General features: G+C 65.2%; 23 protein-coding genes and 1 tRNA gene. 15 read left to right on the plus strand and 9 right to left on the minus strand.

Annotated elements, in window-relative coordinates; translation table 11 throughout:
• Window positions 1-91 precede the first annotated feature (91 nt).
• The gene (locus DM450_RS03575; RefSeq protein ID WP_142632632.1) at window positions 92-553 is read right to left on the minus strand and encodes an Lrp/AsnC family transcriptional regulator; all 462 of its coding nucleotides are present in this window, start codon (window positions 551-553) and stop codon (window positions 92-94) included.
• Between the two features lie 81 nt (window positions 554-634).
• On the opposite strand from DM450_RS03575, the gene phhA reads away from it, so the two are divergent.
• Both phhA and hppD read left to right on the plus strand, forming a co-directional pair.
• Complete coding sequence (gene phhA, locus DM450_RS03580) at window positions 635-1,519, plus strand: phenylalanine 4-monooxygenase (RefSeq protein WP_260610146.1); 885 nt, start codon at window positions 635-637, stop codon at window positions 1,517-1,519.
• Window positions 1,516-2,628 (plus strand): 4-hydroxyphenylpyruvate dioxygenase, encoded by a 1,113-nt coding sequence (gene hppD / locus DM450_RS03585; protein WP_142632633.1) that lies wholly within the window; start codon window positions 1,516-1,518, stop codon window positions 2,626-2,628. Before phhA ends, hppD begins: the two co-directional genes overlap by 4 nt.
• 47 nt (window positions 2,629-2,675) lie before the next feature.
• Here hppD and DM450_RS03590 read toward each other — a convergent pair whose 3' ends face one another.
• The gene (locus DM450_RS03590; protein WP_142632634.1) at window positions 2,676-3,347 is read right to left on the minus strand and encodes an extensin family protein; all 672 of its coding nucleotides are present in this window, start codon (window positions 3,345-3,347) and stop codon (window positions 2,676-2,678) included.
• A 280-nt stretch (window positions 3,348-3,627) separates the two neighbouring features.
• On the opposite strand from DM450_RS03590, the gene DM450_RS03595 reads away from it, so the two are divergent.
• From DM450_RS03595 to DM450_RS03610, 4 genes are all read left to right on the plus strand, one after another.
• Window positions 3,628-4,761: a phosphoserine transaminase gene (locus DM450_RS03595; protein WP_142632635.1), complete on the plus strand. Its 1,134-nt coding sequence runs from the start codon at window positions 3,628-3,630 to the stop codon at window positions 4,759-4,761.
• Between the two features lie 140 nt (window positions 4,762-4,901).
• Complete coding sequence (gene serA, locus DM450_RS03600; RefSeq protein WP_142632636.1) at window positions 4,902-6,488, plus strand: phosphoglycerate dehydrogenase; 1,587 nt, start codon at window positions 4,902-4,904, stop codon at window positions 6,486-6,488.
• Between the two features lie 195 nt (window positions 6,489-6,683).
• Window positions 6,684-7,370, plus strand: a complete 687-nt coding sequence (locus tag DM450_RS03605; protein ID WP_260610148.1) for a sulfotransferase family protein — start codon at window positions 6,684-6,686, stop codon at window positions 7,368-7,370.
• 199 nt (window positions 7,371-7,569) lie between these two features.
• Window positions 7,570-8,694 (plus strand): ATP phosphoribosyltransferase regulatory subunit, encoded by a 1,125-nt coding sequence (locus tag DM450_RS03610; RefSeq protein WP_142632638.1) that lies wholly within the window; start codon window positions 7,570-7,572, stop codon window positions 8,692-8,694.
• A gap of 16 nt (window positions 8,695-8,710) precedes the next feature.
• On the opposite strand, the gene DM450_RS03615 is transcribed toward DM450_RS03610, so the two are convergent.
• Window positions 8,711-9,571 carry an alpha/beta hydrolase gene (locus DM450_RS03615; RefSeq protein WP_142637452.1) on the minus strand — a complete coding sequence of 287 codons (861 nt, stop codon included), beginning with the start codon at window positions 9,569-9,571 and terminating at the stop codon, window positions 8,711-8,713.
• Between the two features lie 245 nt (window positions 9,572-9,816).
• On the opposite strand from DM450_RS03615, the gene DM450_RS03620 reads away from it, so the two are divergent.
• Window positions 9,817-11,106 carry an adenylosuccinate synthase gene (locus DM450_RS03620; RefSeq protein WP_142632639.1) on the plus strand — a complete coding sequence of 430 codons (1,290 nt, stop codon included), beginning with the start codon at window positions 9,817-9,819 and terminating at the stop codon, window positions 11,104-11,106.
• A gap of 115 nt (window positions 11,107-11,221) precedes the next feature.
• Window positions 11,222-11,698 carry a murein L,D-transpeptidase family protein gene (locus DM450_RS03625; protein WP_409529359.1) on the plus strand — a complete coding sequence of 159 codons (477 nt, stop codon included), beginning with the start codon at window positions 11,222-11,224 and terminating at the stop codon, window positions 11,696-11,698.
• Between the two features lie 221 nt (window positions 11,699-11,919).
• Here the strand turns inward: DM450_RS03625 and DM450_RS03630 are convergent, their stop codons facing one another.
• Both DM450_RS03630 and DM450_RS03635 read right to left on the minus strand, forming a co-directional pair.
• Window positions 11,920-12,708, minus strand: a complete 789-nt coding sequence (locus DM450_RS03630; protein ID WP_142632640.1) for a DODA-type extradiol aromatic ring-opening family dioxygenase — start codon at window positions 12,706-12,708, stop codon at window positions 11,920-11,922.
• Window positions 12,709-12,736: 28 nt separating this feature from the next.
• A complete protein-coding gene (locus tag DM450_RS03635) occupies window positions 12,737-13,165 on the minus strand; it encodes a DoxX family protein (protein ID WP_142632641.1) in 429 nt (142 codons plus the stop codon).
• 103 nt (window positions 13,166-13,268) lie between these two features.
• Here DM450_RS03635 and DM450_RS03640 point away from each other — a divergent pair, with 103 nt between their 5' ends.
• On the plus strand, window positions 13,269-14,174 hold the full coding sequence (locus DM450_RS03640) for a LysR family transcriptional regulator (RefSeq protein ID WP_142632642.1): 906 nt from the start codon (window positions 13,269-13,271) through the stop codon (window positions 14,172-14,174).
• A gap of 19 nt (window positions 14,175-14,193) precedes the next feature.
• On the opposite strand, the gene DM450_RS03645 is transcribed toward DM450_RS03640, so the two are convergent.
• Window positions 14,194-14,385: a DUF1674 domain-containing protein gene (locus DM450_RS03645; protein WP_142632643.1), complete on the minus strand. Its 192-nt coding sequence runs from the start codon at window positions 14,383-14,385 to the stop codon at window positions 14,194-14,196.
• A 46-nt stretch (window positions 14,386-14,431) separates the two neighbouring features.
• On the opposite strand from DM450_RS03645, the gene DM450_RS03650 reads away from it, so the two are divergent.
• On the plus strand, window positions 14,432-15,676 hold the full coding sequence (locus DM450_RS03650) for an RsmB/NOP family class I SAM-dependent RNA methyltransferase (RefSeq protein ID WP_142632644.1): 1,245 nt from the start codon (window positions 14,432-14,434) through the stop codon (window positions 15,674-15,676).
• Window positions 15,677-16,280: 604 nt separating this feature from the next.
• Here DM450_RS03650 and DM450_RS03655 read toward each other — a convergent pair.
• From DM450_RS03655 to msrA, 3 genes are all read right to left on the minus strand, one after another.
• Complete coding sequence (locus DM450_RS03655) at window positions 16,281-17,171, minus strand: hypothetical protein (protein ID WP_142632645.1); 891 nt, start codon at window positions 17,169-17,171, stop codon at window positions 16,281-16,283.
• A gap of 117 nt (window positions 17,172-17,288) precedes the next feature.
• Window positions 17,289-18,356: a choice-of-anchor A family protein gene (locus DM450_RS03660; protein ID WP_142632646.1), complete on the minus strand. Its 1,068-nt coding sequence runs from the start codon at window positions 18,354-18,356 to the stop codon at window positions 17,289-17,291.
• Between the two features lie 168 nt (window positions 18,357-18,524).
• Window positions 18,525-19,070, minus strand: a complete 546-nt coding sequence (gene msrA, locus DM450_RS03665; protein ID WP_142632647.1) for a peptide-methionine (S)-S-oxide reductase MsrA — start codon at window positions 19,068-19,070, stop codon at window positions 18,525-18,527.
• Window positions 19,071-19,206: 136 nt separating this feature from the next.
• Between msrA and DM450_RS03670 the strand changes: the two genes are divergently transcribed.
• The 5 genes from DM450_RS03670 to DM450_RS03690 all read left to right on the plus strand — a co-directional run bounded on the left by DM450_RS03670 (window position 19,207) and on the right by DM450_RS03690 (window position 22,460).
• The gene (locus DM450_RS03670; protein ID WP_142632648.1) at window positions 19,207-20,067 is read left to right on the plus strand and encodes a class I SAM-dependent methyltransferase; all 861 of its coding nucleotides are present in this window, start codon (window positions 19,207-19,209) and stop codon (window positions 20,065-20,067) included.
• Between the two features lie 33 nt (window positions 20,068-20,100).
• Window positions 20,101-20,964, plus strand: coding sequence for an N-carbamoylputrescine amidase (gene aguB, locus DM450_RS03675; RefSeq protein WP_142632649.1), 864 nt, complete (start codon window positions 20,101-20,103; stop codon window positions 20,962-20,964).
• 39 nt (window positions 20,965-21,003) lie between these two features.
• On the plus strand, window positions 21,004-21,513 hold the full coding sequence (folK, locus tag DM450_RS03680; protein WP_142632650.1) for a 2-amino-4-hydroxy-6-hydroxymethyldihydropteridine diphosphokinase: 510 nt from the start codon (window positions 21,004-21,006) through the stop codon (window positions 21,511-21,513).
• A 38-nt stretch (window positions 21,514-21,551) separates the two neighbouring features.
• Window positions 21,552-21,627, plus strand: a tRNA-Lys gene (locus DM450_RS03685).
• A 176-nt stretch (window positions 21,628-21,803) separates the two neighbouring features.
• Complete coding sequence (locus DM450_RS03690; protein ID WP_142632651.1) at window positions 21,804-22,460, plus strand: DUF6538 domain-containing protein; 657 nt, start codon at window positions 21,804-21,806, stop codon at window positions 22,458-22,460.
• Window positions 22,461-22,493: the final 33 nt, after the last annotated feature.

Consider the following 22,493-nt stretch of genomic DNA (forward strand, 5'->3'; position numbering starts at 1 on the left):
GCGGGCCCCCTTTCTTGTTGAGGGGCTCAGACCGAGCTGCGTTGGGCTTGCCTCACTGCAGCCTGGTATCAGGCGATCCGGGGCCTTGCGGTCATTCCAGTGGCAGTCCGTGCGCTTCCTTCACCGCTTCCAAAACGATGATCGACTTCACGTCGCGCACGCCGGGAATGCGCAGCAAGGTCTTGAGCGTGATCTGCGAAAGGTGATCTACGTTCCGCGCGACCACGTGGACCAGATAGTCCATGTCGCCCGTCACCGCATTACAGGCGATGACGTAAGGATGCTCGCGGATCGCCTGTTCGAAGCGCTGGATGATCTCGTCGACATGGGCGTTGAGGTTTATCAGCACATAGGCTTCCAGTTCAAAACCCAGCTTGCGCGGGTCGAGCACCGGCACATAGCCGCGGATGACGCCCTCATCCTCCAGCCGCTTGATGCGGCGGCTGACCGGGGTGGCGGAAAGCGCGGTGCGCTCGGCGACTTGCGCTACCGGCATGCGCGCGTCTTCCTGCAGGGCCGCGATGATCTTGCGGTCGAATGCGTCGATCTGCATGAATCCCCTGTCCGTTTTTCAATTCTTAGTGGAAGTCACCAATAGCACGGCAAATGACGGGTGCAATCGCACGGAACTGACGTGCCGGTCGTGCTATTCTTCCTCCACATGAAGACGCCGTCCACCCAGACAACCACGAGCGGCCTTCGGGGAGAGTATGAAGACGCGGGCGACGACTATACCGTCGGCCAGCACTGGCATGCCTATACCCCTGAGATGCACGATCGCTGGCGCCGCCTCTACGAGCGGCAATCGGCACTGGTCGAGACTCACGCCTGCGCGGCTTTCCGTGAGGGCTTGAAGCGGCTCGACTGCGCCGAGGGCATTCCCCGCTTCGAGGATGCCAATGCGATCCTCGAAGCGGCGACGGGCTGGACGCTGGTGGGGGTGCCCGGGTTCATTCCCGATGCGGTGTTTTTCGATCACCTTGCGCATCGCCGCTTTCCGGTGACGCGCTGGCTGCGCGAGGAACACGAACTGGACTATCTGGTCGAGCCGGATGTGTTTCACGACTTCTTCGGCCATGTGCCGATGTTGCTCGATCCCACGATCGCCGATTTCCTGGAGCTTTACGGCAAGGCCGGAGCGCGGGCGATGGCAATGGACGCGCTGCCGATGCTGGCGCGGATCTACTGGTACACGATCGAATTCGGCCTCGTGCGCGAGGATGGCGGTTTGCGTGTGTTTGGCGCGGGGATCATCTCGTCCTCGGGCGAAACCCGCTATTCCCTGGAAGATCGCGACGTGCTGCGCCTGCCTTTCGATGCCGAGCGGGTGATGCGCACCGGCTACATGATCGATGCCTTCCAGAAGACCTATTTTGTCCTCGAAAGCCTGCCGCAGCTGATCGAGGACCTTGTCGGGCTCGATTTCGGCCCGGTCTACGAAAACTGGCGCGCCGAGGCGCCGATCCCCGCCGGAGCGCTGCTGTCCGGTGAAGCCCCCTTCGGAGAAACGACCCCATGACCGAGCCGACTTCCGACCTCTTCGACAACCCCATCGGCCTCGATGGCTTTGAATTCGTCGAGTTCTCCGCCCCCGAAAAGGGCGTGCTGGAGCCCGTGTTCGAAGCGATGGGCTTCACGAAGATCGCCCGTCACCGCTCCAAGGACGTGGAACTGTGGCGTCAGGGCGGGATCAACTTCATCACCAATTACGAGCCGCACAGCCCCGCGTGGTTCTTCAGCCGCGAGCATGGCCCCTCGGCCTGCGGCATGGGTTTCCGGGTGAGGGACGCGCGCGCGGCCTATGCCGAATTGCTCGCCCGTTCGGCCGAGCCGGTGCAAGTGGCGACCGGGCCGATGGAACTGCACCTTCCCGGCATTCGCGGCATCGGCAATTCGATCATCTACCTGATCGACCGCTATGAGCGGAACGGCGACGGTGCCCTGTCGATCTACGACATCGACTTCGACTACCTGCCGGGCGTGGACCGTCACCCGGTGGGCGCGGGCTTCGATCTGATCGATCACCTGACCCACAACGTCTACGGCGGCCGCATGGCCTATTGGGCGGACTATTACGAGAAGCTGTTCAACTTCCGCGAGATCCGCTTCTTCGACATCAAGGGCGAATATACCGGCCTCACCTCCAGGGCGCTGACCGCGCCGGACGGCAAGATCCGCATCCCGCTCAACGAGGAAGCGGAAGGCGGCAAGGGCCAGATCGACGAATTCCTGCGCGCCTTCAACGGTGAGGGCATCCAGCATATCGCGCTGATCTGCAACGATCTCGTCGCCGCCTGGGACAAGCTCAAGGCGCTCGGGGTGCCGTTCATGACCGCGCCGCCGGAAACCTACTACGAGATGCTGGAAGAGCGTCTGCCCGGCCACGGCGAGCCGGCCGAAGAACTGAAGATGCGCGGCATCCTGCTCGACGGCACGACCGAGGGTGGTCAGCCGCGCCTGCTGCTGCAGATCTTCGCCGAAGCGCGCGTGGGGCCGGTGTTCTTCGAATTCATCCAGCGCAAGGGCGACGATGGCTTCGGCAACGGCAACTTCAAGGCGCTGTTCGAAAGCATGGAACGCGACCAGATCCGTCGCGGCGTGCTGAAAATTGAAGAACCCGCCGAGTAACCGAGTTTGGGAGAGACGGGCGGGCCCATGCAGGTCCGCCCGCACCGTCACCGGCAGAAGCTCTTGCCGTCCGCTTCCAGATGGAAGTGGTTGGCATGGGCGGCGTTGTAGTCCGGCCCCAGTGTCGTGCCGAAGCGCTTGCAGGCGCTTTCGTGGACCACGCGCAGGAAGCGGCGTTCGGCGGGAGAGCCGCCGTTCCAGTCATCCAGTACCGAGACGCGGCGGCCGTCCGCCAGCACGAAGCCGGATACGTCGATGGCGTTGGCGGTTGCATGGCCCGAGCGCCGGGCGGTTCCGGCGACGTTGCGGCAGTTGTAGCTGCCGTAGGTCTCGATGCTGATGATCCGGCTGCCGAGGATCTGCTGCGCCGCGCGGTCCACGCCGAAGCGCGCCCATGCTGCGAAAGGCGTTGCCGTCGTGCAGGTCACCGGGCCGAGATTGGTCACGCTGACAGTCGACGAATCGGTATTGAGCGCCGAGAGTTTCACCGTGCCGACCGTCGAGCAGCCGCTGCCGTAGTAGCGATCCGCCACGGGCGAGAACACCGCGTGCTGGCTGCCGAGTGTCGCCATGCATTGGCGTGCTTGGGGCGAGGGCACGGTTATGGCGGGCCGCGCGGCCTCGGTCGGGCGGCGCTGCGGTTTGTCCGGCTCGCCGATGCACCCGGCGATCGCGGCAAGCAGTGGCAGCGTAAGTATCAGTTTGGGGAGGGCTTTCATGGTCCCGCCTAACATCCGATCCTTTGGTGAACGTCAGATTAGCCTTGCGGTAGGTGCCTTCGAAATCGGGCGGTCCGAGTTATCCACCGGCTATTGCTCTTATAGGCGATGCGCGGAACCGGCGGATTTTCGTGTAAAATCGCCAGGCTATGGCCGCGCGGCGCAACGATCTGTCGCAGCGCTGCGGAGAATCGTTTGACAAATTTCTTGGGGACTTTAGACGCGGCTCCGGGCCACGCGGTCCCAACGCCGCGCGTGCTCTCTGTAAGGAGAGTCAGAAATGACTGATATTATTAGCGTCCCCGCGCGCAAGCCTGCGCGTCCGCACTTCTCGTCCGGTCCTTGCGCCAAGCCGCCCGGATATGCCCCCGAAAAGCTGAACACCGAAGCGCTCGGCCGCTCGCACCGCGCCAAGATCGGCAAGACGCGCCTTGCGTATTGCATCGATCTGATGCGCGAAGTTCTGCAGCTGCCCGACACCCATCGCATCGGTATCGTCCCCGGTTCGGACACCGGCGCCTTCGAGATGGCCATGTGGACCATGCTCGGCGCCCGCGGCGTGACTGCGCTGGCCTGGGAAAGCTTCGGTGAGGGCTGGGTTACCGACGCCGTCAAGCAGCTCAAGCTGGAACCCACCGTGTTCCGCGCCGACTACGGCCAGCTGCCCGACCTCGACAAGATCGACTGGTCCGACGACGTGCTCTTCACCTGGAACGGCACCACCTCAGGCGTGCGCGTTCCGGACGCCAACTGGATCCCGGCAGACCGTGAAGGCCTGTCTTTCGCCGACGCCACCTCGGCGGTCTTCGCTTACGACATCGACTGGACCAAGATCGACGTTGCCACCTTCTCCTGGCAGAAGGTCCTGGGCGGCGAGGGCGGCCACGGCGTGCTGATCCTCGGCCCCCGCGCGGTCGAACGTCTGGAAAACTACACCCCGGCATGGCCGCTTCCCAAGGTGTTCCGCCTTGTCTCGAAGGGCAAGCTGGCAGAGGGCGTGTTCAAGGGCGAAACCATCAACACCCCCTCGATGCTCGCCGTCGAGGATGCGATCTTCGCTCTGGAATGGGCCAAGGGCCTCGGCGGTCTCGAAGGGCTCAAGGCCCGTTCGAACGCCAATGCCCACGCGCTGGACAAGATCGTCGCCGAGCGTGACTGGCTGAGCCATCTGGCAATCGACAGCGGCACCCGTTCGAAGACCTCGGTCTGCCTCTCGGTCGAGGGCGCCGATGCCGACTTCATCAAGAAGTTCGCGGCCCTGCTCGAAAAGGAAGGCGCGGCCTACGACGTCGCCGGATACCGCGATGCCCCTGCGGGCCTGCGCATCTGGTGCGGAGCGACTGTCGACACCGCCGATATCGAGGCGCTGGGACCGTGGCTCGACTGGGCCTACGCCACCGTCAAGGCTGGCTGAACCAGACCGAAATACCATAAATGGCGTCGCCCCCGCATAGGCGGGGGCCCCGCTTTCCTTCCTTCCGCCCGGCGCCAGAGCTGCGTTCGACGAGCGGCCCCCCGCACAATCCGCGGGGATGACGATAAGGGAACAAGATCATGACCAAGCCCCGCGTCCTCATTTCGGACAAGATGGACCCCAATGCCGCCCGTATCTTCGAGATTCGTGGCTGCGACGTAGACGTCATCACCGGCGAAACGCCCGAGCAGCTGATCGCCCGCATCGGCGATTATGACGGCCTCGCGATCCGTTCGTCGACCAAGGTCACCAAGGAAATCCTCGCCGCCGCGAAGAACCTGAAGGTGATCGGCCGCGCCGGTATCGGCGTCGACAACGTCGACATCCCGGCCGCTTCGGCCCAGGGCGTGGTTGTCATGAACACCCCGTTCGGCAACTCGATCACCACCGCCGAACACGCCATCGCCATGATCTTCGCCCTCGCGCGTCAGATCCCCGAAGCCAACGCCCAGACCCAGCAGGGCCTGTGGCCGAAGAACGGCTTCATGGGCGTTGAAGTCACCGGCAAGACGCTGGGCCTGATCGGTGCCGGCAACATCGGCTCGATCGTCGCCAGCCGCGCGCTCGGCCTGAAGATGAAGGTCGTTGCGTTCGACCCGTTCTTGACCCCGGAACGCGCCGTGGAAATGGGCGTGGAGAAGGCCGATCTCGACACCCTGCTCGAAAAGGCGGACTTCATCACGCTGCACACGCCGCTGACCGACCAGACCCGCAACATCCTCTCGGCCGAGAACCTGGCCAAGACCAAGAAGGGTGTGCGCATCGTCAACTGCGCCCGCGGCGGCCTGATCGACGAAGCCGCGCTGAAGACCATGCTCGACAACGGCCACGTCGCCGGTGCCGCGCTCGACGTGTTCCAGACCGAGCCCGCCAAGGACTCGCCGCTGTTCGGCACGCCGAACTTCATCTGCACCCCGCACCTTGGCGCATCGACCACCGAAGCGCAGGTAAACGTGGCGCTTCAGGTTGCCGAGCAGCTGGCCGACTTCCTGGTCAACGGCGGCGTCACCAACGCGCTCAACATGCCCTCGCTCTCGGCCGAGGAAGCGCCGAAGCTGAAGCCCTACATGAAGCTGGCTGAAATGCTGGGTTCGATGGTCGGCCAGCTGACCCGCGATTCGGTTCCCCGCATCTCGATCCACGTCGAGGGCGCGGCTGCTGAACTGAACCAGAAGCCGATCACCGCCGCCGTGCTGGCCGGTTTCATGCGCGTCCAGTCGGACACCGTGAACATGGTCAATGCGCCGTTCCTCGCCAAGGAGCGCGGCCTTGAAGTGCGCGAAGTGAAGACCGAGCGCGAGGGCGACTACCACACGCTGGTGCGCGTTTCGGTGAAGACCGAAGCGGGCGAGCGCTCGGTGGCCGGCACGCTGTTCAACAATGGCGAACCGCGTCTGGTCGAACTGTTCGGCATCAAGGTCGAGGCGGAACTCGCTGGTGACATGATGTACATCGTCAACGAGGACGCGCCGGGCTTCATCGGCCGCATCGGCACCCTGCTGGGCGAAAACGCGATCAACATCGGCACCTTCAACCTCGGTCGCCGCGATGCCGGCGGCGAGGCCGTGCTGCTGCTTTCGGTCGACAGCGCCGTGCCGGAGGACGTCCTCAAGGCGGCCACCGCGCTTCCGGGCGTGAAGACGGTCAAGGCGCTCAAGTTCATCTGACCGGGCGGATTATAGCTCCAAACGGAAGGGGCCGGTGTCTTCGGATGCCGGCCCCTTTTCCGTTTTCGAGGGATTGCCGTGCCTCCCGTGCGGCCTGACGCATAGCTGCAACATGCCGCAATTTGCCCACTACATACGGTCGGCATGGTCACAGCCATGCCACAAGTCCGTCAAAGCAGTACCGGAACGACCGGAGTGAACAAGCTGGTGGCCCACGCGTTCGGCGTGCGGCTGGTGAGCGATGTGCCGGAGCGGCTGTGCCGCTGGGGCATCGCGCCGCGCCTCGACGCCAAGCGGCGGGAGCGGCTCTCGCGCATTCGCGAGCGCGGGGTGCTGTTCGTTCACGTGCCCAAGAATGCGGGCACATCGGTGTCGCACATGCTCTACGGCACGCAGGTCAAGCATGCGACGGCGCGCTATTACGCCAAGGTGGCGCCTGGCATGCTGGACCTGCCGAGCTTCGCAGTCGTCCGCGATCCGGTGGAGCGCTTCCTTTCGGCCTTTGCTTATGCCCGCACCGGCGGCACGCGCGACCGCATCGTCTCGGAGCCGTTCCGGGGGCGCTACGAGGCATTTCGCGATGTCGATTGCGCGATCGCCCATCTGCAGCGGGCACGTTCGCCGTTTCATCTCGACCACATTTTCCGCCCACAGGCATGGTATCTGCAAGGCCCGGACGGCGCGCTGGCGGTGGATCGGCTGGTGCCCTACGATCGGCTGGACGAGATTGCCGACATGCCGGGGCTGGAGCGCCTCGGTGGCATTCCGCGTCTGAACACCTCGAAGCGGCGGCCTTGCGGACTGAGCGAGCGGCAGGAAGCATTCGTGCGTGATTTTTATGCGGCAGATTGCGATCTGTTCGCGTGGGCGTGTGCAGGTTGATATTTGGTTGAAAATCCGCCGCAGGCGGATTTTGCGGCACCGGCCCACTCCCCCACCCGACCTCCCACGAGTGTATCCTGATGGGTGGTCGGGTGGGGGAGTGGGCCGGTGCCGCTCTAAAAATGCCCTCGGGCATTTTTCAATCGAACTCTAAGCGCATTCGACATTCGGGGCGGGGCGGGCTAAGGGCGCCCTCGCTATGCAGGATAACGACCGCGATCTCTTGCCCGAAGGACTGGGCGACCGTCTTCAGCAGCAGGCCTGGGCCTCGCAAACCGTGCGCCGCGCCGCGCATGACGTGCTGGCCAGCCATGGCTACGAGCGCGTCGAGACGCCGCTGATCGAATTCGAGAAGGCGCTCGCGCACCGCATGGCGGGCGTGCAGGTGCGCCGCATGTTCCGTTTCGTCGATCCGGTTTCCTTGCGGATGCTGGCGCTACGCTCGGACATGACCGCGCAAGTCGCGCGCATCGCCGCCACCGGCCTTGCCGAAGTGCCGCGTCCGCTGCGTCTGTCCTATTCGGGACAGGTCTGCACCATCAAGGGGGACGGCCTCGACCCGCGCCGCGAGCGGCTGCAGCTTGGCGCCGAACTGATCGGCACCGATTCGGTGGCCGCCGCTGCCGAGATCGTCGAACTCGCCATCGAGACGCTCACTGCTGCCGGGGCCACCGGCATTTCGGTCGATTTCACGCTGCCCGATCTGGTCGATACGCTTTCGGCCGAAGCGCTGCCGCTGCCTGCTGGCCGGATCGAGGCGGTGCGCCAGATGCTCGACGCCAAGGACGCGGGCGGTCTGGTCGATGTGGGCGGCGAGGGCTACCTGCCGCTGCTCTATGCCGTCGGCCCGTTCGAGAGCGCGATCGAGCGCCTTGCCGCGTTCGACGCCAGCGGCGCGCTGGCAGGCCGCATCGCCGGTCTTCGCGAGATTGCCGCGCGTGTCGGCGGCAAGGCGCGCCTGACGCTGGATCCTTCGGAACGTCATGGTTTCGAGTACCAGTCGTGGTTCGGCTTCACGATCTATGCCGAGGGCATTGCCGGAAGCCTTGGCCGCGGCGGCACCTACCGCATTCTCGGCCAGACCGGCCACCATCCCGAATCGGCAACCGGCTTCTCGCTCTATCCCGACCTGCTGGTGGACCTGCTGGCCGCCAAGGCCGAAGCGCCGCAGCGCCTGTTCCTGCCGCTTGGCCACGATGCGGCGCTGGCCGCGCGTCAGCGTGCGGTGGGCTGGGTGACGGTGGCGGCGCTGTCCGAAAGCGACGATGCGATTGCGCTCGGCTGCTCGCACATCCTGCAAGGCGGCGAGGCGGTCGCGGTGTGATCGGGGCGGGAAGGGATCAACCCTTCCCGAATACCTGCCTCAGCCAGGCATCGACCGGGGCGGTCGCCGGATAGGCCGGATCGCCCAGTTCCCGGTTGATCTCCATGTGCCCGCGCAGCCCTTCGCCGGAAAAGCCCTTGCGCTCCACCCGGGTGCCGCCCTTGCGCAGCGCCGCTTCGAGCGCTTCGGCCTGGCGCACGCCGTCCGGTCGCTGCACATGGAGCAGCAGGAAGGCCGGCGCATTGGAGGCGGCCGCCTGATCGGTGGGGGAGAGGGCGCGCTGGCGGGCAGGCTCGGTGCCGAAGGCCTGTGCGTAGGTGCGCTGCATGATGCGCGGACCGTCCGTCATCTGCGAAGGCACGTCGTAAGCGGCGCCGTCGATGGGAATGACGCCCGCGACATCGGCATAGGAAAGCCCGGCCTTGCGCAGATATTGCGGATCGGTGCCGACCAGTGCGACCAGTTGCGCGCCGGCGCTGTGCCCCATCAGCACGACCTTGCCGCGCGCGATACCCAGCGCATCGGCGCGTTTGAGCAGCGCGGCGAGCCCATCGGCAATGTCCTGTGCCTGCTGTTCCACTGTCGCGTCCGGCACGAGACGATAGTTGAGACTGGCAAAGGCGTAACCCTCGCCGGTGTAGTGCGCCACTTTGTATTGGCCGGTGGCATTGTCCTTGTCGCCGCGTTTCCAGCCGCCGCCATGGACAAAGAGAACCAGCGGGGCTGGTCCGCTGGTCGCAGCGGGCCAGAAATCGAGGGTCTGCAGGGCCTCGGTGCCGTAGCTGATGCCGGTTTCCTGCGGCCCGGCAGGCGCGGTGGCCGCCGTGGTCAGCAGGAGCACGGCGCAGAGGGACAAGCAAGGCAGGGGCAGCTTCATCATGGTCGCAAACTCCGTTGGTCCTGAATCGCGGCGAGATGAAACGGCACTGTAATGTTCCGTCATGAACACACCACATCAAGACCGTACACGCGCGCGCCACGCAGTGCTTGACTAGGCCCCCGCCTTCCTCTTAGGGCGCCCACGAAAAGCCGGGGCGCGATTGCCTCACCACAAATCCATATCGCCGAGTCCTGTCGAAGGGCGTTATTGGATCCACCGTGGCAGGGTGGAGGAGTATATCCATGGCCAACGTAACCGTGATCGGTGCCCAGTGGGGCGATGAGGGCAAGGGCAAGATCGTCGACTGGCTGGCAAGCCGCGCCGACGCCGTTGTCCGTTTCCAGGGCGGCCACAATGCCGGCCACACGCTGGTCGTCGGCGACCAGGTCTACAAGCTGAGCCTGCTGCCTTCGGGCATCGTCACCGGCACGCTGTCGATCGTCGGCAACGGCGTGGTGCTGGATCCCTGGCACCTCAAGTCGGAAGTCGAGAAGCTGCGCGGCCAGGGCGTCGAGATCAATCCCGAGAACTTCGCGATTGCCGACAACTGCCCGCTGATCCTGCCGCTCCACCGCGACCTTGACGGCCTGCGCGAGACGGCGGCCGGTTCGGGCAAGATCGGCACCACCGGCCGCGGCATCGGCCCGGCCTATGAAGACAAGGTCGGCCGCCGCGCCATCCGCGTCTGCGACCTCGCCCACCTCGATGCGCTGGAGCCGCAGCTTGACCGTCTCTGCGCCCACCACGATGCGCTGCGTGCCGGTTTCAACCAGCCGCCGGTCGACCGCGAGGCACTGATCAACGAACTGCGCGAGATCGCGCCTTTCGTTCTCCAGTTCGCCCAGCCGGTGTGGAAGCGCCTCAACAAGGTCCGCAAGGCCGGCGCCCGCATCTTGTTCGAAGGCGCGCAGGGCGTGCTGCTCGACGTCGACCACGGCACTTATCCCTTCGTCACCAGCTCGAACACGGTTTCGGGCACGGCGGCTTCGGGTTCGGGCCTTGGCCCCTCGGCCACCGGCTTCGTGCTCGGCATCGTCAAGGCCTACACCACCCGCGTCGGTTCGGGCCCGTTCCCGACCGAGCTGGAAGACGAGACCGGCCAGCGTCTGGGCGAGCGTGGTCATGAATTCGGCACCGTCACCGGCCGCAAGCGCCGCTGCGGCTGGTTCGATGCGGTGCTGACCCGCCAGTCCTGCGCAATCTCCGGCGTGACCGGCATTGCGCTGACCAAGCTCGACGTTCTCGACGGCTTCGAGAAGGTGAAGATCTGCACCGGCTACCGCCTCAACGGCAAGGTGCTGGACTACTTCCCCAGCCACGCCGCCGATCAGGCCAAGGTCGAGCCGATCTACGAGGAAATGGACGGCTGGCAGGGCACCACTGCCGGCGCCCGTTCCTGGGCCGACCTGCCCGCGCAGGCGATCAAGTACATCCAGCGCGTGCAGGAACTGATCGAGACCCCGGTGGCCCTGGTTTCGACCAGCCCCGAGCGCGAGGATACCATCCTCGTTCGCGATCCTTTCCAGGACTGATGCCGTGGGTTCGTTGAGGGAAACCCGGCGAACCCTGACCCGGCCGGCGCGGCGTTTGAGCGCTGCCTTGCGGGGATGCCTCGGCATCTTCGCGCAAGTCGAAAAGCGGCGCGGGATCATTCTCGCGCCGCTTTTGCTTTTGCTGGGGGCATCGGCGGTGCGGGCCGAACCGCTTCCGCCGATCGACCTGATCCGCGTCGACAAGTCGGAGCGGCGCATGGAACTCTGGTCCGGCGGCCGCGTGGTCCGCGTGATCGAGCATATCCAGCTGGGTGACCAGCCCCTTGGCCCCAAGCGTTTCGAAGGCGATGAGCGCACACCCGAAGGTCGCTACCAGATCGACTGGGGCAACCCGGACAGTGCCTATCACCTCTCGCTCCACATCTCGTACCCCAATACGGCGGACCGCGACTATGCGGCCGGGCAGGGGCGTTCGCCGGGCGGGATGATCATGATCCATGGCCAGCCGAACGGGTCGGATCGCCGTCCTGCGGGCGATTGGACCGATGGCTGCATCGCGGTATCCAACGCCCAGATCGAGATGCTCTGGCAGTCGGTGGGCGATGGCACGCCGATCGAGATCCTGCCCTGATCCATCTCGGTATCGGCTGAAATTCCCGTCATCGCTCTGGGTGTTTTCACGAATTTGAGGATGTTCAAGGGGAGCAACGGAGGCTGTTCGATTTCCAGTGAGCCGGGGCGGGGAGGCGACCGGGACTGGCCCGCTCCATGCGGCCAAGCGCGGCGGGCGGAACCGCTGCGAATTGCTGAATTGAAAGAAGCGGGCAGGTTCAAGCCTGCCCGCTCCTGGGTTCAGTTGAACTGGAAGGCCGAGATCGCCGTGCCTAGCACGAGATCGGAGTAGACTTTCTCGCCCGCCGCTTCCGATGCCCCGGCGGCCACCATCAGCGGCAAGAGATGTTCCTCGCGGGGGTGCGAGAAGCGGCCGCCCGGTGCCTCGGCCCACCCGGTGAGCGCTGCGGCGCGGGTTTCGGCATCGCTCGTCGCGGCGGCGGTGAGCCAGGCGTCGAACGTCTGCGAGGGCGCGGTGGAGGCGGGATTGCCGTAGCCGCGCATGTTGTGGAAGCTCATGCCCGAACCCACGATAAGCACGCCCTGATCGCGCAGCGGCGCAAGCGCCTTGCCGGCGGCGAGGTGCAGTGCCGGATCGAGCGAACGGTCGAGCGACATTTCGACGACCGGCACTTCGGCCTCGGGCCAGGAAACCTTGAGCGGGACAAAAACGCCGTGGTCGTAGCCGCGCTGGCTGTCGAGACCGGCGGTGAAGCCTGCCTCGCGCAGCAGCCGTGCCGCTTCGCTCGCCAGATCGGGCGCGCCGGGGGCGTCGAAGCGCAGCTCGTAAGTGTGCTGCGGGAAGCCGTAATAGTCGAACAGCAGCGCCGGGGTTTCGGCGCCGGTGAAGGCGAAGCCCTCGGTTTCCCAGTGACCTGAAACCACCAGGATGGCCTTGGGCGGCTCAGGCAGGCGGGCGGGCAGCGAGCGCAGGAACTCGGCCATCGAGGTCCAGTTGCCCTGCGGATCGGGCATGAAGAAGCAGGGGCCGCCGCCGTGGGGAATGTAGAAGCTGGGTTGGCGGGTCATGGGACAGGATCCTTTGCGGGACGGTGGTTCAGGCCTTGCGGAGCGTGGGCGAGAGCGCAAAGGCGCCGTCGCCGATCAGGGCCTGGACAAGGAGAGCGATCGACCAGAAGGCGGGGTATTCCCAGCCGCCGCCGGGGGCGTTGAAGAAGAAGCCGTTGGCGCCGTGTACGGTGATGATCGTGCCGACCAGCAGCGGGATCAGTGCCAGGGCAACGGCGCGGGCCTTGAAGCCGGTGATGAGCGCCAGGCCGCCCAGGAATTCGGCGGCCATCGTCACATAGGCGAGCGCAGGCGGCAGGCCGAGGCTGCCGAAATAGGCGGCGGTTCCGGCAGGAGTGAAGACAAACAGCTTCAGCGCGAAGTGCGCGAGGAACGTGACGCCAAGGGTGACGCGCAGGACAAAGGCGCCGTAAGGGGCGGTCGAGGCGGAAATGGCAGCGGAAGAAGGTGAGGTCATGGGGGCTTCCTTTCGCGTGAAGATCTAGACCTTTGCCTCATTGGTGATAATACTGCCATTCGTTGAATGAATTTATACCGGTGGTGTCAAATAGGGGCATGGCATGGACCGTCTGAAGGGCATCGAGGTATTTGTGCGGGCGATCCGGCTGGGCGGCCTTTCCGCCGCTGCGCGTGAATTGTCGATGTCTCCGGCGATGGCGGCCAAGCACCTGAACGCGCTTGAACAGCGCCTTGGCGTGACCCTGGTGAACCGCACCACGCGCCGTCTGGCCCTGACCGAGGCCGGGGCGGCCTATCTCGACCGGGCCGAGCGGGTGCTTGCCGAACTGGAGGAAGCCGATGCCGAGACGATGGCGCGTTCCGCCTCGGTGGAAGGGCTTCTTCGGGTCTCGGGGCCGGCCGCTTTCGGCAGCGCCTATCTGGTTGATCTCGTCACCGAGTTTCATGCGCTCTATCCGGCGGTGACGATCGAACTGGGCCTCAATGACCGCGTGGTCGACCTGCTGGAAGAACGCTGGGACGTGGCGGTGCGCATCGGCAAGCTGGCGGACAGCAACCTTGTCGCCCGCCGGATCGCGCCGGTGCGACTGTGCATCTGCGCATCGCCGGCCTATCTCGAGCGGCACGGCACGCCGCAATCGATCGAGGATCTCGCCGCGCATGAGTGCCTGGGTTATACCCTGAGCGGGGAGGCCGGGACGACCCGCTGGGGGTTTGGTGCCGATGGCAGCCGAGCCGTGGCGGTGCGCGGCTCGTTCCATGCCAACAACGGGCAGGTCCTGGCGCAGGCGGCGATAGCGGGAATGGGGCTGGTCTACGGACCGCGTTTTTTCGTGGACCGGGCGATTGCCGATGGACGCTTGGTCGAACTCGACCTTGGCGCCGAACTGATCGACCTCGGTGCCGTCCATGCCGTCACCCATCGTTCCCGCCGGCCTGCGGCCAAGACACGGGCATGGATCGACTTCCTGGTCAGGCGCCTGCCGTCCATGGCGCGCGACTGGTGATCCCGGCGCGCGCGTCTATTCAGAAATCCACGGCAATCCCGTTGCGGACCCAGTCGCCGTAGCGGGTGGGCGAAATGCCGTCGGGATCGGCGTCCTCATCCGGCTTCGCCGCGTCCTGCGAAGAAGGCTGGGGCGCGGGCTCGTTCGTCCAGTGGGCGGGCTTGGCGAAGCCTTCGGGACGTTTTGTGGCGCGTTCGGTCATGGCAGCCATGTGGTGTGGGTGGCGTCAAAACGCAATCGTCTATAAGGGGGCGGCGATGGATATTCCCGGCCTTCCGGCGCGCCGTGCCGCGCTCAACCTTATCGATGCCGTGCTGCGGCGTGGCGAAACGCTCGACCAGGCGGCCGGTTCGGCGCTTGCCCGCGTGAGCGGCGACGCGGACCGGGCGCTCGCCCGCGCCATTGCCGGCGAAGTGCTGCGCTGGCGGGCCGACCTTGACGATCTGATCGATTCCGCCACCCGCCTGCCGCTGGCCGACGATGCCAAGGCCCGCGCCGTGCTGGAGATCATGCTGGCGCAGGTCCTGCGTCTGGAAACCCCGGCCCATGCGGTCATAGCCACCGGCTTGCCGCTGCTCATGGGCGGCCCGCGCCGTCTTGCGCACGGCGTGTTCTCGGCTGTGACCCGGCGTGAAGCCGTGCTGCCCGCCGTGCCGACGCTGCCCGAAGCCGCGATCGAGCGCTGGTCCGCCGCGTGGGGCGAGCGTGTGGTCGACATCGCTGGCGGTCTGGCCGCGCCGCCGCCGCTCGATCTCGCGCTGCGCGATCCGGCGGAAACGGCTGCGTGGGCGGAGCGACTGGGCGGCATCTCGCTCATGCCCGGCCATGTCCGCCTGTCGCGCGGTACGGCGGTCGAGCATCTTGAAGGTTTCCGCGATGGCGCCTGGTGGGTGCAGGATCTGGCCGCCAGCCTTCCCGCCCGCCTGCTGGGGGCTGGGGAGGGGCGCAAGGTGCTCGATCTCTGTGCTGCGCCCGGCGGCAAGACGCTGCAACTGGCTGCCGCCGGTTGGCAGGTTACCGCGCTCGATTTGTCGAAACGCCGCCTCGAACGTCTCGGCGACAACCTCAAGCGCACCGGTCTTGCTGCCGAGATCGTCCAGGCCGATGCGCTCAAGTGGGCGCCGGAAGAGAAGTTCGATGCGATCCTGCTCGACGCGCCGTGCACTGCCACCGGCACCGCACGCCGCCATCCCGACGTGCTGCACCGCATCGCCGCACGCCAGATCGGCGAGATGGTGGAGATCCAGTCAGCCATGCTCGAACGCGCGGCAGGCTGGCTGAAGCCCGGTGGCACGCTGGTCTACGCGGTCTGCTCGATGGAGCCGGAAGAAGGCGAGGAGCAGGCCTCCAGGGTTGCGCTGACCCCGGCGCCGGTCACGACCGGGGAACTTCCCGAGGGTCTCGTGCCGACGGCGGAAGGCTGGTTGCGCACCGATCCGGGCATGCTGGCGGATGCGGGCGGTCTCGACGGCTTCTTCGTGGCGCGCTGGATCCGCGCGTAATACCAAGCAGCAGTGATGCTGACGCATCAGCAGCTTGGAACGCTCTGGCGCCGCGCGGGCTTACCAACCTGCGATGAGGCAAGCTCAGCACAGGTTGCTATAAGATCGGCTTTGGGATGTGGGCGGGCCGGGAAAAACGGTCCGTCCCATGCCTTTAACCGCTGCCGGAGCAGGCGTGCCGTGCCTCCGGTAAACTACGTATGTTTTGCATTGCAACGACTCGCAAGTCTCAGGCATCCTTGGCCTCAAGGGTGATGCGAGCATGGCTGGTTCCGCGCTGCAATAAAATGCCGCGCGGGCTGCTGCTCTCTTTGAGGAAGCAGTCGCGATGGTGCGGTTTTTACCCCAGTTTGTGCAATGCCGGCTAGGCCGCCATGAGCCTGACCGCAAACACGTGACGTGGGACGGTGGCCATTTTGTCGGCAATTGCAGTTCGTGCGGGATGGCGGTCCGGCGCGAGAAGCACGGTGTCTGGCGCCGGGACTGGCTGATGGACTCCGGGCAGGTGACGTCCCCTGACGAGAAAATGCTCTAAAATTTTGGTTCTACGCGTTGTCCGCGCCGCCTGATCACCTGGTGGCGCGGAAACTGCTTCAGGCGCTGGTCACGAGGCTTTTGCGGCCCGTTCGATCAGGTCCGCGTGCGGCAGGCGATCGAGCCCGAAGCGCGTCCACGATGGTTCCTGCACGACGGCCTTGCACAGTGCCGCCCAGAACGCCGTCTTGCCCTCCACCGGCTTGTCGGCCTGCTCCCGGTCGCGGGGCCAACTGCGGTCCAGAAGGTCACGCGCCTGATCGGCGTGGCCGGTCAGCATCATCTCGACGAGGGCCGTGGCAGCGACGGGCGTACCGCCGCCTGCTTCCGGCGGATAGAGGCGCCTTGCAGGGTATGCCTTGTCCTGCCAGGCCGCGAGTTCCGCGCCGACGGCAAGGACGCGGAAGTCGAACTCGCTGGCCGAGTAGGTCCGGCTCGTCAGCCGGGCAAGGTCGACCGCAAAGTCGTCGCCCGTCCAGATCACCGGCAGCGGCACGACGATGGCACCGGCATGCGGGGCGCCGTTGAAGAACTCCACGTCGAAGGGAAGGTTGAGATGCAAGGGGCCGGGGGCCTTGCTGACGGTGACGCTGTCGAAGCGTTCCCCGCCGATCCGGCGATAGGCGAGCTGCGGCGCGAACGTCACGGCGTAGAGATCCGCCTTGCCGCCCGAACCGCCGTAGCCACCCAGGACAAGGGCGTTCGGTTCGCCCGAACTGGCCGTTTGCGACCACAGCAGCGAGACCTGCATGTAGCCGCTGCCCATGGTTACAGGCCCGTCCGGGCCGCTGGCGGCGATGGCGCGGCAGGTCTCGTCGTGATCGCCGCCGGGCGGGCACCCGGTGATGACGATCGCTCCGCCGGGGCCCTGCAGGAGCGGCCCGAGCGGCTGCGGCGCGGCGGCGGCAAATGCCGGCAGTCCGGCCAGAATAAGCGAAAGAATAGCGTGGCTTGCGCGCACGGGCAGCGACTCCGGAAGAGGCCTGCCAATATTGCACCGACAGCGGCCGTCCAGGCAATCTGGCGGCCGCTGCTGGCGCAAATATTTATGCGCGAACCGTGGTTTCCTAGCGGACCTTCAGGCCGTGCGGCTGCGGCGGCGCCAGAACAGCAGTGCACCGAGGCCGAGCGCGAAGAGAGTCATCATGCCCGGTTCCGGCACGTCGGTGCTGCCGCCCGAGCTCGAGGGCGGATTGGAGCCGCTCGGCGGGGTGTAGCCTCCGGTATAGGTGCCTACGTGCATCTCGCCGTTCTGGACGAGGCTGCCGAACACGGCCGAACCCTGGATGTAGTTCGAGGTCGTTGCCGCCGCGCCGGGCGCCAGCACCGAACCGCCCCATGCCGTGGTGAGCGACAGGTCGTCGGCTTCGTAGAAGTTCCAGACGACATGTTCGCCGAGGTTGTTGGTGCCGCCGAGGAAATTGTCGTCGAGCTTGATCGAGCTGCCCGAGACATTGACGATGGCGGTATCCGCGCCGTTCAGGTTGAACTTGATCTCGCCGATCTTGTCGAGGTCGGCCGCCGAGATGTTGAACACGGCGACGCCGCTCGCGTCGGGCTGCGCGTTGAACGTGCCGGTATTGCCGCTGATCGAGAGCTGGCTGTTTGCCGTCTCCGTGCTCATGGAGTGGCTGAGGCTCTCCATCGAGGTGGTGATCAGGCTCTTCTGCTGGTTGAGGTCCTGCACGAATTGCGGGTCGCTGGCGGCAAGGCCCGAGGTGACGGTGTTGTTGTTGACGTTGGTGTTGCTGATCGTGCCGCCCACCAGCACCGTCTGCGCCGCGCCGTTGAGGTTGAGGCCGCTGTTGACGCTGCCGCCGACGATCGCGCCAGACCCGTTGTTGAGGTTCTTGTAGCCGCCGTTGACATCGCCCACCACGGTCAGGCCCGGGGTGTCGGTGCTGGACGCGGGCAGGGCGGTGATCTGGTAGTTCGAGGCATTGCCGTCGAGATTGCCGCCGACAAACGTGCGTCCTTCCACTTCCGAGGAGGAGGTGAGATCGCCCAGCACCACGAGGTTCCAGGTCTTCAGAACGTCGATCCCGGCGATGTCGGAGGAGGCCAGTACGGGCGTGGCCGTCAGTGCCAGCGCAGCGACAGTGACGGACAGCGAGAACTTGCCGATTTTGGTGCGCACACGGGTCATGGGTGGATTCGCCAAGTTAAAAACTACTTCATAGAATTCACTATCTATACTTGGCGTTTTGGGAAATGGCGGTTTCGCCATGTCTCGAAATGAGACATGGCGACCGGTAATGTTTGCGCGCGGATCGAGGGCCGGAAGAACGACCGGAACCTGCGAGCCGGGCGGCGTTCAGTCCTTGACCTTGTTCTGGAAGCTCTTGCGCAGCTTCATCAGCTTGGGCGGGATCACCGCGAGGCAATAAGGGTTACGCTGGCCTTCGCCGTCCCAGTATTCCTGGTGGTAGTCTTCGGCCGGATACCATGCCTCGTTCTGCTTGCCGTCTGCAAAGCCTTCGATGGTGGTGACGACCTTGCCGCTGTTGTCCTCGTTCGAACGGGCGACGGCCGCTTCGGCCTCGGCGGCCTGGGCATCGTCCAGCGGAAAGATCGCGGAGCGGTACTGCGTGCCGACGTCGTTGCCCTGGCGGTTGAGCTGCGTCGGGTCATGGGTGCCCATGAACACGTCGAGCAGGTCGCCGTAGGACAGGACCGAGGGATCGTAGTTCACGCGGATCGCTTCGGCGTGGCCGGTGGTGCCTTCGCAGACCTGCTTGTAGGTGGGGTTGGCGACAGTGCCGCCGATATAGCCGCTTTCGACCGAGTCCACGCCGATGACATCGCGGAACACCGCTTCGGTGCACCAGAAGCACCCGCCTGCAACGATTGCCGTTTCCATTGGTAGCTTGATCCTCATGAGGGGAAGTTGGGCCGCTAGATAGGTATGCTTGAACGCGTTGTCATTGGGCGCCTTGTTATTGTGCGAGAGACAACTACCTTCGCCGCATCGACAGCCTCGTTACCGGAGACTCGCCATGCGCCGCGCCCTGATCGCCCTTTCGACGTTCCTCGGCGTGCTCGCCGCACCGATTTGCGCGACTGCGACGGAAGAAAAGACCGAAGCGCAGGCCTGCAAGGGCTGCGAGGCGCTGCTGGAACTCGCCGCCGCCAATCCGTTGCGAGAGGCAGACCGCGCCCGCGACCAGTATCGCCATCCGGTGGAAACGCTCAGCTTCTTCCGTGTCGGCCCCACCATGAAGGTCGGCGAATATGCGCCGGGCGGGGAGTGGTATTCGCGCCTGCTGGGGCTCTACCTTGGCCAGCAGGGCCATCTGGTGGGGCTCTACTACAATCCCGACAGTCCGGCTTTCAAGCCGGAGACGCAGGCCAACATTCGCAAGAACGCTGCTGAATACCCGGCCGACGTGGCGAAGTTCACCGGCCTGCCGGCGGATCGCTTTGCGGCCTATACCACCGGCGCGATCCCGGCGGGTGAGAAGGGCACCTTCGATGTCATCATCGTGCCGCGCATGCTGCACAACCTGCTGCGCTGGAACATCGCCGCGAGCGAATTCGCGGCGATGCGCGATCTGCTCAAGCCCGGCGGCCTGATCGGCATCGAACAGCACCGCGCCAAGGCCGATGCGCCCGATGCCTATGCCGATGGATCGAAGGGCTATCTCAAGCAGGCGGACGTCATCAGGTTCATGCAGGCGCAGGGCTTCGACCTCGTCGGCCAGTCCGAGATCAGTGCCAATCCCAAGGACAGCGCCGACTGGCCGGGCGGTGTCTGGACGCTGCCGCCCACGCTGGCGCTGAAGGACCAGGACCGCGCCAAGTACCTCTCCATCGGCGAGAGCGACCGGATGACGCTTCTGTTCCGCAAGCGGGGCTGATAGGGGGCGCCCCGTCTTCATTTGGATTACCGCATGACCCAGATCACCGTTGCCGCGCTCCAGCTCGCGCTCAATTCCGCCGACGAGGGCGAGAACATCGCCGCCGTCTCCGCGCTGGTGGAGGAAGCCGCCGCCAAGGGCGCGCAGATCGTGCTGCCGCCCGAACTGTTCTCCGGTCCCTACTTCTGCAAGACCGAGGAAGAGGAACTCTTCGCGATCGCCCGCCCGACTGCCGAGCATCCCTCGGTCATCGCGATGAAGGCGCTGGCGGCGAAGCTGAAGGTGGTGATCCCCACCAGCTTCTTCGAGCGCGACGGCCACCACTATTATAATACGCTGGCGATGATCGGCACTGATGGCGAGATCATCGGCACCTATCGCAAGAGCCACATCCCCGATGGCCCCGGCTACGAGGAGAAGTACTACTTCCGCCCCGGAAACGACGGGTTCAAGGTGTGGGACGTTCTCGGCACCAAGGTCGGCATCGGTGTGTGCTGGGACCAGTGGTACCCGGAATGTGCGCGCGTCATGGCGCTGATGGGGGCGGAACTGCTGTTCTATCCCACTGCCATCGGCTCGGAGCCCTATGACGCTGCGCTGGACACCAGCCGCATGTGGCGCCGGGCGATGGTGGGCCACTCGGTATCGAACTGCATGCCGGTGATCGCCGCCAACCGCATCGGCATCGAATCGGAATGCGGGACGGAGCAGACCTTCTACGGCCACTCCTTCATCACCGACGAATGGGGCGATTACGTCGCCGAGTTCGGACGGGATGAAACGGGCGTGCTGGTTTCCACGCTGGACCTTGCGCGCGCCGCCAGGCACCGGGCCGGCATGGGCTTTTTCCGTGACCGGCGCCCGCAACTCTACACGCGTATCGCGCAGGACATTTAAGCCGCCACATCCGAACAACACGCGGGGGAGCCGGGTACCTTGGCGAAGCACACCTATCTGATCGCGCTCGGCTCCAACATGCGTCATCCGCGCCATGGTGCCCCGCGCAAGGTGCTCGCCGCTGCACTGGATTCGCTGGATAATGGCAAGTACGAGGTGCTGGTCGCCTCTCCGGTGATCGACAGCGCGCCGCTCGGCCCGTCCCGGCGCTGCTATGCAAACGGCGTGGCGCTGATCCGCACCAGGCGCGAGCCTGACGAGGTTTTGCACAAGTTACAGAAGGTCGAGCACAAGTTCGGTCGTCGGCGCCGCGGCGCGGCTTGGGGCTCGCGGGTGCTCGATCTCGATATCGTGCTGTGGAACGGCGGTCCCTGGGCGGCGGGTGAGGGCGATCAGAGTCTGGTTATCCCCCATCCGGCCTTCCGTTCGCGCGACTTCGTGCTGGGCCCCGCGCGCAGGATTGCGGGCACCTGGCGCGATCCATTGACGGGTCTGACGATAAACCAGCTTCATGCCCGCTTGACCAAGGCTCTCCCTACCCCTAGGTGACCCCTTCCGCAGCCGTTCACGGCCGCGCCCGGCAACGGGGGCCCTTAGCTCAGTCGGTAGAGCAACTGACTTTTAATCAGTAGGTCGCTGGTTCGAACCCAGCAGGGCTCACCATCCCCCCAGAACTCCCTGAAATCCTTGAGAAATCGTCACCCAGACGGTCTCAAGCGCGTCCTGTCTACGAAAGTGGTCTACAAAACGCACACGCTGATATCAGTGTAACCCATTGGAATTCTTCGAGAAATCGACATAATCGCGTCTACAAAAAGCGTCTACAAAACCGGCCCAGTTTGCTCGTCGAGAAGCGGGGCATTTTCCATGTGAGAAAATGTGTTCCCCCTGCGCTTCGCGGCGTTCTCGGCAAAACTGAAATCTGGCGCTCATTGGAGACTGACAGCCCCCGCATGGCGTTGAGAAGGTCTCACGCGATCATCGGTGAGATCGAGGGGCTGCTCGAATCTGCCCGACTGGAATTGGGTGAGATCGTCGATGTGGCGCTGCTTCAACCGTCCGGGACCGAAGTGGGGGAGGTTGTGCAGGGCATGTCGTTGAGAGCGTCGGTCGCCAAAGTCGAGGCCGCACCTATCGCGCCGCGCTATACTCTCGATGAGGTCTACGGTCGCTTCATGGACGATCCGACGCGCGAATGGTCGGCGCGAACCCGGCTTGCATATGAAACAGCGCGGCGGCTGGCCCTATCGATCATGGGGGCTGATACCCCCATGGAAAATCTCAACCGGGCAGCGTGTCGAGATTTCATGGAGACGCTGCGCTTTCTCCCCAAGAGTGCATCGAAGCGTTACCCCGACCTGACACCTCGGGAAGCGGCGGAGCGGGCGAGGGCAGAGGGGTGGTCCGATCTCATCAGCCCTGCGAACATAAACATCTACCTTAACTGTGGAGCGGCGTGCAAAATTGACCCCCTTAGCGGGGTGATCGGCGTCTAAAATTGACCCCCTTCATCTCATTGTGAGAAGCGC

The organism is Sphingomonas sp. IC081 (genome assembly GCF_006874585.1).
Classification (GTDB): Bacteria; Pseudomonadota; Alphaproteobacteria; order Sphingomonadales; family Sphingomonadaceae; genus Novosphingobium.

What these genes read in the sequence shown, in the direction of transcription:
- DM450_RS03615 (WP_142637452.1), bottom strand. Translation starts at nt 9,571, where the DNA reads ATGAAGCTGCCCCTGCCTTGCTTGTCCCTCTGCGCCGTGCTCCTGCTG.
- DM450_RS03590 (WP_142632634.1), bottom strand. Translation starts at nt 3,347, where the DNA reads ATGAAAGCCCTCCCCAAACTGATACTTACGCTGCCACTGCTTGCCGCG.
- serA (WP_142632636.1), top strand. Translation starts at nt 4,902, where the DNA reads ATGACCAAGCCCCGCGTCCTCATTTCGGACAAGATGGACCCCAATGCC.
- DM450_RS03575 (WP_142632632.1), bottom strand. Translation starts at nt 553, where the DNA reads ATGCAGATCGACGCATTCGACCGCAAGATCATCGCGGCCCTGCAGGAA.
- DM450_RS03650 (WP_142632644.1), top strand. Translation starts at nt 14,432, where the DNA reads ATGGATATTCCCGGCCTTCCGGCGCGCCGTGCCGCGCTCAACCTTATC.
- aguB (WP_142632649.1), top strand. Translation starts at nt 20,101, where the DNA reads ATGACCCAGATCACCGTTGCCGCGCTCCAGCTCGCGCTCAATTCCGCC.
- DM450_RS03630 (WP_142632640.1), bottom strand. Translation starts at nt 12,708, where the DNA reads ATGACCCGCCAACCCAGCTTCTACATTCCCCACGGCGGCGGCCCCTGC.
- msrA (WP_142632647.1), bottom strand. Translation starts at nt 19,070, where the DNA reads ATGGAAACGGCAATCGTTGCAGGCGGGTGCTTCTGGTGCACCGAAGCG.
- DM450_RS03620 (WP_142632639.1), top strand. Translation starts at nt 9,817, where the DNA reads ATGGCCAACGTAACCGTGATCGGTGCCCAGTGGGGCGATGAGGGCAAG.
- DM450_RS03610 (WP_142632638.1), top strand. Translation starts at nt 7,570, where the DNA reads ATGCAGGATAACGACCGCGATCTCTTGCCCGAAGGACTGGGCGACCGT.
- DM450_RS03660 (WP_142632646.1), bottom strand. Translation starts at nt 18,356, where the DNA reads ATGACCCGTGTGCGCACCAAAATCGGCAAGTTCTCGCTGTCCGTCACT.
- hppD (WP_142632633.1), top strand. Translation starts at nt 1,516, where the DNA reads ATGACCGAGCCGACTTCCGACCTCTTCGACAACCCCATCGGCCTCGAT.
- DM450_RS03595 (WP_142632635.1), top strand. Translation starts at nt 3,628, where the DNA reads ATGACTGATATTATTAGCGTCCCCGCGCGCAAGCCTGCGCGTCCGCAC.
- DM450_RS03670 (WP_142632648.1), top strand. Translation starts at nt 19,207, where the DNA reads ATGCGCCGCGCCCTGATCGCCCTTTCGACGTTCCTCGGCGTGCTCGCC.
- DM450_RS03645 (WP_142632643.1), bottom strand. Translation starts at nt 14,385, where the DNA reads ATGGCTGCCATGACCGAACGCGCCACAAAACGTCCCGAAGGCTTCGCC.
- DM450_RS03640 (WP_142632642.1), top strand. Translation starts at nt 13,269, where the DNA reads ATGGACCGTCTGAAGGGCATCGAGGTATTTGTGCGGGCGATCCGGCTG.
- DM450_RS03635 (WP_142632641.1), bottom strand. Translation starts at nt 13,165, where the DNA reads ATGACCTCACCTTCTTCCGCTGCCATTTCCGCCTCGACCGCCCCTTAC.